Genomic DNA, 12,912 nt, shown 5'->3' with positions numbered 1-12,912 from the left:
GTCACGAAGATAATGTTCTGATTAAATTGGAGAAATCTTCTTTAATATCATGGCTTTCTTCACGCAACTGCTCAATCTTACGGCAGGCATGAAGCACGGTAGTATGGTCGCGCCCACCAAACGCATCGCCAATTTCCGGCAGACTGTGGTTAGTGAGCTCTTTTGCCAGCGCCATCGCCATCTGGCGCGGACGAGCTACCGAGCGAGATCGACGCTTAGAAAGCAGATCCGCAATTTTGATTTTGTAATACTCCGCCACCGTCTTTTGAATATTGTCGATGGTGACCAGCTTTTCCTGCAAAGCCAGCAGATCGCGCAGCGCTTCACGCACGAAATCGATAGTAATCGCCCGGCCAGTAAAGTTAGCGTTGGCGATCACGCGGTTCAGTGCGCCTTCCAGTTCACGCACGTTAGAGCGTAGACGCTTGGCGATAAAGAATGCCACTTCACCCGGCAGACGAATGTCGTTTTCGTCTGCCTTTTTCATCAGGATCGCGACGCGTGTTTCCAGTTCAGGCGGTTCGATCGCGACAGTCAGTCCCCAGCCGAAGCGGGATTTCAGACGATCTTCAACGCCATTGATCTCCTTCGGATAGCGATCCGAGGTCAGGATGATCTGCTGATTACCTTCCAGCAAGGCGTTGAAGGTGTGGAAAAACTCTTCCTGCGATCGTTCTTTATTGGCAAAGAATTGGATATCGTCAATCAGCAGCGCGTCAACGGAACGGTAGTAGCGTTTAAACTCTTCGATCGCATTGTTTTGCAGGGCTTTAACCATGTCCTGCACAAAACGCTCGGAGTGCATATACACCACTTTGGCGTTTGGCTTACGCGCCATAATGCCGTTACCGACAGCGTGCAACAGGTGAGTTTTACCCAGACCCGTACCGCCATAAAGGAATAACGGATTGTAGGCGCCCCCTGGATTGTCCGCCACCTGACGTGCCGCCGCGCGCGCCAGTTGGTTAGATTTACCTTCAACGAAGTTATCAAACGTGTGTTTGACGTTGACGTTAGAACGATAGGTAGGTTCAGCCGGAGCCGGGACGTTATCCCAGCCAGAACGCGCTGCCGGAGCGGCACGTTGCGGTTGCACTTGCTGGGTCACGTGGGCGGGCGCCACAACGTTGTTGACCGGCGTTTTCAGCGTTTGCGTGACGGGTTTAGTACCGACTTCAAAGCGCAGCTGTGGGGCATCCGCTCCGCAGAAATTATTGAGTAATCCATTAATATTATTGAGGTATTTATCCCTTACCCAATCGAGCACGAAACGGTTTGGCGCATACAAAGCCAGCGTGTTATCGCTCAATTCCGCCTGCAACGGGCGTATCCACATACTGAATTCTGTGGCTGGTAACTCATCCTGCAATCGGGCAAGACACTGCTGCCAAAGCGAAAGTGACACGGCGGACTCCACTCGAACAAAAGTCGATAAATGACAAAGGCTGAAACATTCATGATTGTTGACGCACACCGACAAGACCCTATGCAAAGGGTGACGTGCGAATTGCTATCTGCAATTTTTACCCGATCAGGATCCATGGAAACGATCGGGACCGCGGATCATAGCGTAAACTGAGAAAGAGATCTTCTGTTTCTCACAGATTCTTCCCGATTTATCCACAGGATGATCCAGAATCGGCTAAGTGTAAACGATCCTGGAGAAGTGCTGCAGGTTTTAGCGCGCATATTGAAAAAATTAATGAGTAAAGATGCTTTACTGCTTAAACGATCTAATAAAGATCCCGGGCGATCCTTGCGCTTTATCCACTAGCCCGTATAATTCTTACCCCCAGCGAGTAACGGTCGCCTAACGGCGTCAACGCTGCCTGTTTTTTACGCGAAACCGTGCGGAAAAAAGCGGGAAATAAGGAAAGAGAATTGACTCCGGAGTGTACAATTATTACAATCCGGCCTCTTTAATCACCCACACTGTGGCGTAAGTCGTTCGAAACTCGTTCGGGTATACGCAAAAGTCAGTGAATTTATTCAAGTTTAGGTAGAAATCGCCATGAAACGCACTTTTCAACCGTCTGTACTGAAGCGCAACCGTTCTCACGGCTTCCGTGCTCGTATGGCTAATAAAAATGGTCGTCAGGTTCTGGCACGTCGTCGTGCTAAAGGCCGTTCTCGTCTGACCGTTTCTAAGTAATAAAAGCTAGCCCCTGAGTGGTTAAGCTCGCATTTCCCAGGGAGTTACGTTTGTTAACTCCCACTCATTTCACATTCGTCTTCCAGCAGCCACAACGGGCTGGCACGCCGCAAATCACCATCCTCGGCCGCCTGAATTCGCTGGGGCATCCCCGTATCGGTCTTACTGTCGCCAAGAAAAATGTTAAACGTGCGCATGAACGCAATCGGATTAAACGTCTGACGCGTGAAAGCTTCCGTTTACGTCAGCACGAACTTCCAGCAATGGATTTCGTGGTGGTGGCGAAAAAAGGGGTTGCTGACCTCGATAACCGTGCTCTCTCGGAAGCGTTGGAAAAATTATGGCGTCGCCATTGTCGCCTGGCTCGCGGGTCCTGATAGCCCTCATTCGGGTCTATCAACGCCTGATCAGTCCGCTGCTTGGGCCGCATTGCCGTTTCACTCCAACCTGTTCGAGCTACGGAATTGAGGCATTGCGCAGGTTTGGAGTGATAAAAGGCAGTTGGTTGACGGTGAAACGCGTATTAAAATGCCACCCTTTACACCCTGGTGGTGACGATCCCGTCCCGCCCGGACCATTTGATACCAGAGAACACTAACGATGGATTCGCAACGCAATCTTTTAGTCATCGCTTTGCTGTTCGTGTCTTTCATGATCTGGCAAGCCTGGGAGCAGGATAAAAACCCGCAACCTCAGGCCCAACAGACCACGCAGACAACGACCACCGCAGCGGGTAGCGCCGCAGACCAGGGCGTACCGGCCAGTGGCCAGGGGAAACTGATTACGGTTAAAACTGACGTGCTTGATCTGACCATCAACACCCGTGGTGGTGATGTGGAACAGGCTTCGCTGCCAGCTTACCCGAAAGAACTTGGTTCTACCGAACCGTTCCAGTTACTGGAAACCACGCCACAGTTCATCTACCAGGCACAGAGTGGCCTGACAGGTCGTGACGGCCCGGATAACCCGGCAAACGGCCCGCGTCCGCTGTACAACGTCGAAAAAGACGCGTTTGTACTGGCTGACGGTCAGAACGAACTGCAGATCCCGATGACCTATACTGACGCAGCGGGTAACACGTTCACCAAGACGTTTGTACTCAAGCGTGGTGAGTATGCTGTCAACGTTAACTACAGTGTGCAGAACGCCGGCGAAAAACCGCTGGAAGTCTCCACCTTTGGTCAGTTGAAGCAATCCATCAATCTGCCATCTCATCGCGACACCGGTAGCAGCAACTTTGCGCTGCACACCTTCCGTGGTGCGGCGTACTCCACGCCGGATGAGAAGTATGAGAAATACAAATTCGACACCATTGCTGACAACGAAAACCTGAACGTCAATGCTAAAGACGGCTGGGTTGCAATGCTGCAACAGTATTTTGCCACGGCATGGATTCCGCGTAACGACGGCACCAACAACTTCTACACCGCTAATCTGGGTAACGGCATTGCTGCTATCGGCTATAAAGCACAGCCGGTTCTGGTACAGCCTGGTCAGACTGGCGCGATGACCAGCACCCTGTGGGTCGGCCCGGAAATTCAGGATAAAATGGCGGCCGTTGCACCGCACCTGGATCTGACCGTGGATTACGGCTGGTTGTGGTTCATCTCTCAGCCGCTGTTTAAGCTGCTGAAATGGATCCATAGCTTCCTGGGTAACTGGGGCTTCTCCATCATCGTTATCACCTTTATCGTTCGTGGCATCATGTACCCGCTGACCAAAGCGCAGTACACCTCCATGGCGAAGATGCGTATGCTACAGCCGAAGATTCAGGCTATGCGTGAGCGTCTGGGCGATGACAAACAGCGTCAGAGCCAGGAAATGATGGCCCTGTATAAAGCTGAGAAGGTTAACCCGCTGGGCGGCTGCTTCCCGCTGATCATCCAGATGCCAATCTTCCTGGCGTTGTACTACATGCTGATGGGCTCCGTTGAACTGCGTCATGCGCCGTTCATCCTGTGGATCCATGACCTGTCCGCACAGGACCCGTACTACATCCTGCCGATCCTGATGGGTATCACGATGTTCTTCATCCAGAAGATGTCGCCTACCACTGTGACCGACCCGATGCAGCAGAAGATCATGACCTTCATGCCGGTTATCTTCACCGTGTTCTTCCTGTGGTTCCCGTCAGGTCTGGTGCTGTACTATATCGTCAGCAACCTGGTAACCATTATTCAGCAGCAGCTGATTTACCGTGGTCTGGAGAAGCGTGGTTTGCATAGCCGCGAGAAGAAAAACTCCTGATACTCTTCATTCTTAAAGCCGCAGGTGCGTTGGCTGCATTTGCTTGTCCCAGGAGCTTACGGAAGTCAAGCTCCTGGGGCTCACAAACTTGCCGCCTTCCTGCAACTTGAATTATTTCGAGTATTCACGGTAAAGTTAATGCCAGAGAAGGCGGTCAATAGACCGCCTTTTTTACATTTATAAGAGAACTATCATGAGCCATAACGACACCATCGTCGCTCAGGCCACCCCTCCGGGACGTGGTGGCGTGGGTATCCTGCGTATCTCCGGCCTGAAGGCGCGCGAGGTCGCAGAAACCGTACTAGGGAAACTACCAAAACCGCGTTATGCCGACTATCTGCCGTTTAAAGACGCGGATGGCAGCGCGCTGGATCAGGGGATTGCCCTGTGGTTCCCCGGCCCGAACTCCTTTACCGGTGAAGACGTTTTAGAGCTTCAGGGTCACGGCGGTCCAGTGATTCTTGATCTGCTGCTCAAACGTATTCTGACGATTCCCGGGCTGCGTATCGCCAGACCGGGCGAATTCTCCGAGCGCGCGTTTCTCAATGATAAGCTCGATCTGGCCCAGGCAGAGGCCATTGCTGACCTGATCGATGCCAGCTCAGAGCAAGCCGCTCGCTCGGCGCTGAACTCATTGCAGGGCGCATTTTCCGCACGGGTAAATCATCTTGTGGAAGCGCTCACTCACCTGCGTATCTATGTGGAAGCGGCAATCGACTTCCCGGATGAAGAAATCGACTTCTTATCTGACGGCAAGATTGAAGCGCAGCTCAACAGTGTTATCAGCGATCTCGATGCTGTTCGTGCCGAAGCACGTCAGGGCAGCCTGCTGCGCGAAGGGATGAAAGTGGTGATTGCCGGACGTCCTAACGCCGGGAAATCGAGCCTGCTGAACGCGCTGGCAGGCCGTGAGGCGGCTATTGTGACCGACATTGCGGGGACGACTCGCGACGTATTGCGTGAGCATATTCATATCGACGGTATGCCGCTGCACATCATCGACACTGCGGGCCTGCGCGATGCCAGCGATGAAGTTGAACGCATCGGTATCGAACGTGCGTGGCAGGAAATCGAACAAGCCGACCGTGTGCTGTTTATGGTTGATGGAACCACCACCGACGCCGTGGACCCGGCTGACATCTGGCCAGACTTTATTGCCCGTCTGCCAGCCAAACTGCCAATTACCGTGGTGCGTAACAAAGCGGATATTACCGGTGAGACGCTTGGCCTTAGCGAAGTAAATGGCCACTCACTGGTTCGCCTCTCTGCACGTACTGGTGAAGGCGTTGACGTGTTGCGTAACCATCTCAAACAGAGCATGGGCTTTGAAACTAATATGGAAGGCGGCTTCCTTGCGCGTCGTCGTCACCTGCAAGCGCTGGCTGAAGCGGCGGAGCATCTCGAGCAGGGTAAAGCTCAACTGCTCGGCGCATGGGCCGGAGAACTGCTGGCGGAGGAGCTACGTCTGGCGCAGCAAAACCTCAGTGAAATCACCGGGGAATTTACCTCCGACGATCTGCTGGGACGAATTTTCTCCAGCTTCTGTATTGGTAAGTAATTCTTCAGAAATTGGCCGTTAATGAAAAATCCCGCCAGCACGTTCTCTGGCGGGAGCTACATAAATTATCATTTCATCGACAGCAATTTTTCATAGCTGGGATAAATATGCGGGATCTTTTCACTACTGCCATCGGGATAAGTTGCCGTAAGTTTGCCTGGAGCATCTGGAGGTGTCAAAGTAACAACTTTATCGAAATGAATGACTGGCTCAATAAGGATGGTTTGAGTATCCCTAAGCCGAAAACGTCTTCGCCATTTTTCGGGGCCGGTATTTCCACCAAATAATTTCAAACTCGTTGTGTTATCAATATGGTTTGCCACCATAGGGAAAAAATCCGTTTTTAAATCAAGATCTCCACTGACCTCTTTTGCCCTCCCTGTCCCATACCCATCACTGAGGCCATAATCTCCAAAATCGAAGATATAACTGGTCTCAATGACTTCTTTTCCTTTCACCAACGGAATATTATCCGCAATCCTGAAACTTACTCTCAGTGAATTTAGCTGCCACTGGCACGGCCCACCACCATCAATGGCAATACTGGTCTGCCACAGCCCCCCCATTCCCTGCCGGACGAAAGGCTGCGTAAAACCGTTGTATCCCCGCACAGGGTAAGATTCAAAGCTGGAGTTATAGCTTTTATCCATACACTTTTCAGAGCGGTAAAGTACCTGCATCGGCATTAGAGTGATGCCCTCAGGCATCCGGAATGACACGCTGACACGTCGGGCATTATCAGGAGGGGAAAGCGTCTGATCCGTGTTATCTCCGCACCCACAAAGTAGTGCGATAGTTAACACAATGACGTTAATTCTATTAAAATAATTCAACGCTTTCCTCCGTCACCGCCGCGAAACGGGTCAGGGCATTGCGGCCAACTTCATCAGACTCCATGAGTTGCAGGGCTATCGGCAGTAAATCCTGAAGCATCAGAAATTCACGGTTACGCTGGATCTCATCCGGCTGCCCGTTACTGGATGCACTTTTCTCAACCTCATCGCGAAATCGCATCCGCATCTCTTTTCTTCTCATCTTTAGCTCCGGATTTGCCAGTTCAAGCAGTTGATTATGGATGTAGGGCAAATAGCGGTGCGCCATCGAATGACTTTGCGGATCCGTACCTAAACCGTTCAGAGTCGGATTGGTATTTTTTGGAAAGGTCTTTGTCAGACTGAGCGGAGTGAGACACTGGAAGAACGTTTCCTGATGCTCACCGCTAGATTTCAGACATTCATCATTCAGAGAAGGAACCAGATATAGTTTTACGCCCACAAAATGGCGTGTGTAGATCTGTCCGTCGAGAAGGCTTTTGTGGTTCTGGCTGGCAACCCGCATTGAACACTGCTCTGCCCGGAAAAAAATCACCGTTTTACCGTGATGCCAGTATGGATCTTTTTTCTCTACAAGCCCCACAGATTGATACGCTAGATCCCGCACAGCGCCCCCAAGACCGGCAGTCGTCGTCAGTGACCAGTCAAACCCCAGCTTATCCCCTAATGGTCCCCATTTCTCATAAAACGCATTATCCAGATCGGCATCCGGAGGGATTTGCGTGATTGAGTCATTGTCGTTGACGTGCCGGTAATGGGTAATGCTACCCAAAAAAGATATTGCCGCACGGGTAAATGTACGCAGCATTCCGTAGGTATACAGTATAGGCTGATTGGTTTTCATCTCTGCGGCATATAGCAATGCTAACGCACCGCCTAAGCTATGTCCGCAGATAAAAAGTTTTTTCTCTTTATCTAAAATTGCCTTAACAGAATCTAACTGTTCCTTAAATTTCCGTTTAGCCAGCTCATAAGCCTCCAGAAATCCCCCATGAACATTTCCCGCCCCAGCCAGTTCCGGCAAACAACGCTTTGGTGCAAATGATAAATCAGTTAGCACATTCAACAGACTATCAGTCCCGCACCATGCAACCAGCACATGCGTGCCACATTCCACCGTAAAGAGCCGGGTGTCCCCCTCCGGTTGCTCACTATCTTTCGTGCTCAGATACACTGGTGGGAGATAGCGGTCATGAAAAGGGACATCGACCGCCAGCGTGTGGTACCAGGAAGGAAATTCAGCAAACAGAGGAATGCATGATAGATCCTGACACTTATTCCGGAAGAAATAGTTGATAGTTTTATTATCTTTTTCTGCCGCATAAACCAAGTCAGCCATAATGCCGAGATTCAGTGCGTTGGCGAGGTCATAGTTTTTTGTGTCGTGCAGCGCCAATACCCATGCCCGAAATGGACAGATTTCAATAACGTGTCTTTTTTCCAGCAGTTCACAGGGGATCTCCGTCCCCCTCAGGGAGCGATTCGGTGGGAAATGAAATTCCGGAGGCTCCGGTTCATCCCAACCTTCAATCAACGGTAGGCGGTCGCATAACTCCCCGATAGTGACATAGTGATACACATGATTAGCCGCTTCTGTTTTTTCCTGTGCATTTGAGCGCCAGATATTGTCACGGATGCCCGACCAGAACATATTTTTACTCTCTGGCTGGCTGTTAGGATTACGTCTGACACCCAGTGGCCGCAGTGTCATCACATCAGCCAGTTGCTGCCCATCCGTCTTAACATCTACAGTTATCCAGTAAAGATCATCAAACCGGACCAATCCTTGATTGTCGGTAACGCCCGCTGGAGGGTTGGGAGGAGGTGTTGAGTTGTAGCTATTTTCACGCTGATGCCATACTGATGATGTCAGCGGACGATATTCCAGCCTGACATTAAGCCCGCATACAGGAATGTTATTCTCATCGACAAACTGCAGTTCAAGCCAGTATTTATGCGGCTCACCACGGCAATAAACGATTTTTCCTTTCGGTTTTATACTCGTAACGCAGGTATTATCACCAATAATTTCCATGTCAATCCCTTGCATTTTGTATTGCTATTTTTAACTCATCTTATCTCGTACATTTCTTAACCAATATAAATACATTCCGAATCAACAATGGATTTCTTCTCAGGAAATCACGGTTGTCCAAATGGCAACTCGCACAGACAACCCTCTCCCCGTATTCTTAGCGCCACTTTCCTCATGAGGTCGCTATGACACGCTTTCTAATCTGCAGTTTTGCCCTGGTTCTGCTTTATCCCGCTGGAATTGATATGTATCTGGTGGGGCTGCCCCGTATTGCGGCCGATCTACAAGCCAGCGAGGCGCAACTGCATATCGCGTTTTCGGTATATCTGGCGGGAATGGCAACGGCGATGCTGTTCGCCGGTAAAATTGCCGACCAGTCAGGACGCAAACCCGTCGCCATTGCGGGTGCTCTCATTTTTATTGTCGCCTCCTCGCTATGTTCGTTCGCCGAGAGCGGTACGCCGTTTCTTGTTGGCCGCTTTATTCAGGGTGTAGGCGCAGGCTGCTGCTATGTGGTGGCTTTCGCCATTCTGCGCGATACGCTCGACGATCGCCGCCGGGCGAAGGTGCTGTCGCTGTTAAACGGTATCACCTGCATCGTGCCGGTGCTGGCGCCGGTGATGGGGCATTTGATTATGCTGAAATACCCGTGGCAGAGCCTGTTCTACACGATGATCGGCATGGGAGTAGTCGTTTGTCTGCTGTCGGTGTTTGTCCTGCGAGAATCGCGCCCAGCGACGCTCCCGGCATCTGCAGAAAAGAACCACTGCGCTGAATCGCTGGTGAACCGTTTTTTCCTGAGCCGTCTGGCCATTACCACCCTCAGCGTGTCGGTGATCCTGACCTTTGTGAATACGTCTCCTGTTCTGCTGATGGAAGTGATGGGCTTCGACCGCGGTGAGTACGCCACTACGATGGCCATGACTGCAGGCGTCAGTATGGCGGTCTCTTTCTCTACACCATTCGCCCTGAGCGTGTTTAAGCCTCGCGTTCTGATGCTGACCTCGCAGGTGCTGTTTCTGTGTGCAGGCGTGGTGTTAATCCTTGCTACTTCACACGCGGTAACGTTGTTCGGGTTAACCTTAATCTGCGCCGGGTTCTCGGTCGGCTTCGGCGTCGCCATGAGCCAGGCGCTGGGGCCGTTCTCGCTGCGTGCGGGGGTGGCAAGCTCGGCGTTAGGCATAGCTCAGGTTTGCGGTTCCTCGCTGTGGATTTGGCTGGCAGCGGTGCTCGGCCTTGATGCGCTGAATATGCTGATCGGGATTCTGATTGGCTGTAGCATAGTGAGTATCATGCTGATTATCACTGTTGCCCCAAACCGGTCCGCGCTCACTCATGAAGAAATCCCTCAGCAGTCTCGATCTTAATTTATTGCTCTGCCTGCAGCTCCTGATGCAGGAGCGCAGCGTCACCAAAACCGCCAAACGAATGAACGTCACGCCGTCGGCGGTCAGCAAGTCGTTGTCGAAGCTGCGAACCTGGTTTGACGATCCGCTGTTTGTGAACACCCCCCTTGGGTTAACGCCAACGCCGCTGATGGTCAGCATGGAGCAGAACCTGGCGGAATGGATGCAAATGGGCAACCAACTGTTGGATAAGCCACACCATGAATCGCCGCGCGGGCTGAAGTTTGAATTGGTAGCCGAAACGCCGCTGGTGATGATCATGTTCAATGCGCTCTCCCGGCAGATTTATCAGCGTTATCCTCAGGCGACGATTAAAATACGCAACTGGGACTATGATTCGCTGGATGCAATCATTCGCGGCGAGGTGGATATTGGCTTTACCGGGCGCGAAAGCCATCCGCGTTCGCGTGAGCTGTTAAGTTTGCTGCCGTTGTCGATCGACCATGAAGTCCTGTTTTCCGATCTCCCCTGCGTCTGGCTGCGTGAAGATCATCCGGCATTGCAAGAAGAGTGGAATCTGGACACATTTCTGCGCTATCCGCACATCAGCATTAGCTGGGAGCAAAGCGATACCTGGGCGCTGGATGAAGTCCTGCAAGAAATGGGGCGTGAGCGTAATATCGCGTTATGTCTGCCCGGTTTTGAGCAGTCGCTGTTTATGGCCGCGCAGCCAGATCACGCGCTGATAGCTACAGCCCCGGTCTATTGCCGACGTTATAACCAACTCTACCAGCTCCCGCTCGTGGCGCGACCGATGCCATTTGATGCCGCACAACTGGAAAAAATGCGCGTACCGTTCACTCTTCTTTGGCATAAACGTAACAGTCATAATCCTAAGATCGTCTGGTTGAAAGACACGATCAAGGCGCTTTATCGCGATATGTCCTGACGATCCGCCGCTACGATGTTGCTGTATCGACCACTTTTGCAACAGAAATGTAAATATCGCGTAATGAATCCCATTTTCGACTACTTTTTAGGCAGTAAAGCCTGCCCGAAAGCCGCGTAAATGTTACTCTGGTGATAATCACGGACCATTAATCACGGAGCGAAAATGGCGACACATTTTGCCAGAGGGATTCTTACGGAGGGACACCTAGTATCAGCTCGCCTCCCTTCTCCATGTCATATCGAAGCAAGAGATCTACCTGCTCATCGCCGGACACGTTTCCTGGCTTCCCGAAGTCTTCTCGCTGAACTGATGTTTATGCTTTACGGCACCAGTACGCTGCCCGAGATTGCTACTCACTCCAAAGGAAAGCCCGTTTTTCGCGATAAGAACCTGCCGGGATTTTCGATTTCTTATGCCGGCAATATCGTCGGCGTTGCGCTAACCACGGAAGGAATATGCGGCCTGGATATGGAGCTTCAGCGGGCGACTCGCGGCTTTCACAATCCGAATTCAGCGGAAACCTGGCGCTTTTCCAACAACGAGAATCTGTGGATAAACAATCAAAACGATCCTAACGAAGCGCGCGCGCAGCTCATTACATTGCGCCAGAGCGTACTCAAACTCACTGGCGATGTATGCAATGACGATCCGCGCGAACTCCAGCTTTTACCCGGCGCTGGACGCCTGAAATGTGCCCATGTTGCGCAGATTGAAGCCATTTGCGACGCGGAAGATGTGCTGGTGTGGTCGGTTGCGGTTTCGCCAGCCATTGAAAAACTCAAGGTTTGGGAGTTTGATGGTAAGCAGGACTGGAAAAGTTTGCCTGATATCCAGACTCGCGCCAATGAGCCAACGGGTCGTCTGATCCGGTTCTCGCAATTATGCGCAGCGAAGAGCCATACGCTTTGATTTAACCTTTATGATGAAACAGGAGTCACCATGTCTGAAACAATGAATGTTGTTACGTTACTGGGAAGTCTGCGCAAAGGTTCGTTTAATGGAATGGTTGCCCGTACGCTGCCCAAGATTGCTCCAGCGGGAATGGAAGTGAACGCACTGCCGTCGATTGGTGATATCCCACTGTATGATGCCGATCTCCAGCAAGATGAAGGTTTTCCGGCCAGTGTAGAAGCGCTGACAGAGCAAATCAGGAAAGCTGACGGTGTCGTCATCGTCACACCAGAATATAACTATTCTGTCCCTGGAGGGCTGAAGAATGCCATCGACTGGCTGTCCCGCCTGCCCGATCAGCCATTAGCCGGCAAGCCGGTGCTGATCCAGACCAGCTCCATGGGCGCTATTGGCGGCGCGCGCTGCCAGTATCATCTGCGTCAAATCCTGGTGTTCCTCGACGCGATGGTAATGAACAAGCCGGAATTTATGGGTGGCGTGATTCAGAATAAAGTGGACCCGCAAACAGGTGAAGTGATCGATCAAAGCACGCTGGACCACCTGACCGGCCAGTTGACCGCATTTGGCGACTACATTCAGCGTGTAAAAGCCTGATAACAAAACTTGCCAACTACTCTTAAATAATCCAGTAAGCGCTTATGCATCTGGATTATTTTCTTATTTTATTTGCGTAAATCTGTCTATAAATCACTGTTGTCTGTTTTTTCCCCTTCATTATTGTGCCATAGTGTTACCATCATGGCTGTTGCAATAAAATCAATAAATATATCTAATATTTTTCCGACATTTTGTCTACCGTGAACAATGGATATACCATGGACAGGACATTTTCACATCTAAGGACCGCATTATGTAGCAGTACACAACTGGAGAAATC

At 51.2% G+C, this 12,912-nt stretch carries 13 protein-coding genes; 10 read left to right on the top strand and 3 right to left on the bottom strand.

The features are described from left to right. Position 1 precedes the first annotated feature (1 nt). Entirely contained in the window at positions 2-1,405 is a 1,404-nt protein-coding gene (gene dnaA, locus ACU8YC_RS20130; RefSeq protein ID WP_003844433.1) for a chromosomal replication initiator protein DnaA, read from the bottom strand. A gap of 222 nt (positions 1,406-1,627) precedes the next feature. On the opposite strand from dnaA, the gene ACU8YC_RS20125 reads away from it, so the two are divergent. The 6 genes from ACU8YC_RS20125 (at position 1,628) to mnmE (ending at position 5,957) form a co-directional block, all read left to right on the top strand. Continuing rightward, the gene (locus tag ACU8YC_RS20125) at positions 1,628-1,774 is read left to right on the top strand and encodes a hypothetical protein (protein ID WP_444505643.1); all 147 of its coding nucleotides are present in this window, start codon (positions 1,628-1,630) and stop codon (positions 1,772-1,774) included. A 237-nt stretch (positions 1,775-2,011) separates the two neighbouring features. Further along, a complete protein-coding gene (rpmH, locus tag ACU8YC_RS20120) occupies positions 2,012-2,152 on the top strand; it encodes a 50S ribosomal protein L34 (protein WP_003023858.1) in 141 nt (46 codons plus the stop codon). 17 nt (positions 2,153-2,169) lie between these two features. Then, entirely contained in the window at positions 2,170-2,529 is a 360-nt protein-coding gene (gene rnpA, locus ACU8YC_RS20115; protein WP_003844432.1) for a ribonuclease P protein component, read from the top strand. Beyond that, positions 2,493-2,750, top strand: coding sequence for a membrane protein insertion efficiency factor YidD (gene yidD / locus ACU8YC_RS20110; protein ID WP_003023846.1), 258 nt, complete (start codon positions 2,493-2,495; stop codon positions 2,748-2,750). Before rnpA ends, yidD begins: the two co-directional genes overlap by 37 nt. Positions 2,751-2,752: 2 nt before the next feature. Next, entirely contained in the window at positions 2,753-4,399 is a 1,647-nt protein-coding gene (yidC, locus tag ACU8YC_RS20105; protein WP_187253930.1) for a membrane protein insertase YidC, read from the top strand. Positions 4,400-4,592: 193 nt separating this feature from the next. Next, positions 4,593-5,957, top strand: a complete 1,365-nt coding sequence (mnmE, locus tag ACU8YC_RS20100; RefSeq protein WP_032945460.1) for a tRNA uridine-5-carboxymethylaminomethyl(34) synthesis GTPase MnmE — start codon at positions 4,593-4,595, stop codon at positions 5,955-5,957. 68 nt (positions 5,958-6,025) lie between these two features. Here mnmE and ACU8YC_RS20095 read toward each other — a convergent pair whose 3' ends face one another. Both ACU8YC_RS20095 and ACU8YC_RS20090 read right to left on the bottom strand, forming a co-directional pair. After that, positions 6,026-6,607: a hypothetical protein gene (locus tag ACU8YC_RS20095; RefSeq protein ID WP_247605087.1), complete on the bottom strand. Its 582-nt coding sequence runs from the start codon at positions 6,605-6,607 to the stop codon at positions 6,026-6,028. A gap of 169 nt (positions 6,608-6,776) precedes the next feature. Beyond that, the gene (locus ACU8YC_RS20090) at positions 6,777-8,825 is read right to left on the bottom strand and encodes a lipase family protein (RefSeq protein WP_252838604.1); all 2,049 of its coding nucleotides are present in this window, start codon (positions 8,823-8,825) and stop codon (positions 6,777-6,779) included. 185 nt (positions 8,826-9,010) lie between these two features. Between ACU8YC_RS20090 and ACU8YC_RS20085 the strand changes: the two genes are divergently transcribed. The 4 genes from ACU8YC_RS20085 (at position 9,011) to ACU8YC_RS20070 (ending at position 12,629) form a co-directional block, all read left to right on the top strand. Continuing rightward, positions 9,011-10,192 carry an MFS transporter gene (locus tag ACU8YC_RS20085; protein WP_210905549.1) on the top strand — a complete coding sequence of 394 codons (1,182 nt, stop codon included), beginning with the start codon at positions 9,011-9,013 and terminating at the stop codon, positions 10,190-10,192. Then, complete coding sequence (gene yidZ, locus ACU8YC_RS20080) at positions 10,161-11,120, top strand: HTH-type transcriptional regulator YidZ (RefSeq protein WP_414438285.1); 960 nt, start codon at positions 10,161-10,163, stop codon at positions 11,118-11,120. Before ACU8YC_RS20085 ends, yidZ begins: the two co-directional genes overlap by 32 nt. A gap of 165 nt (positions 11,121-11,285) precedes the next feature. Further along, a complete protein-coding gene (locus ACU8YC_RS20075) occupies positions 11,286-12,032 on the top strand; it encodes a 4'-phosphopantetheinyl transferase family protein (RefSeq protein WP_151217156.1) in 747 nt (248 codons plus the stop codon). A gap of 30 nt (positions 12,033-12,062) precedes the next feature. Then, the gene (locus ACU8YC_RS20070; RefSeq protein WP_446895676.1) at positions 12,063-12,629 is read left to right on the top strand and encodes an NADPH-dependent FMN reductase; all 567 of its coding nucleotides are present in this window, start codon (positions 12,063-12,065) and stop codon (positions 12,627-12,629) included. The last annotated feature ends 283 nt before the right edge of the window (positions 12,630-12,912 follow it).

Source organism: Citrobacter sp. VF227 (assembly GCF_052950715.1).
The sequence above is the reverse complement of the archived record's forward strand: the minus strand, read 5'-3'. Positions and strand labels throughout refer to the sequence as shown.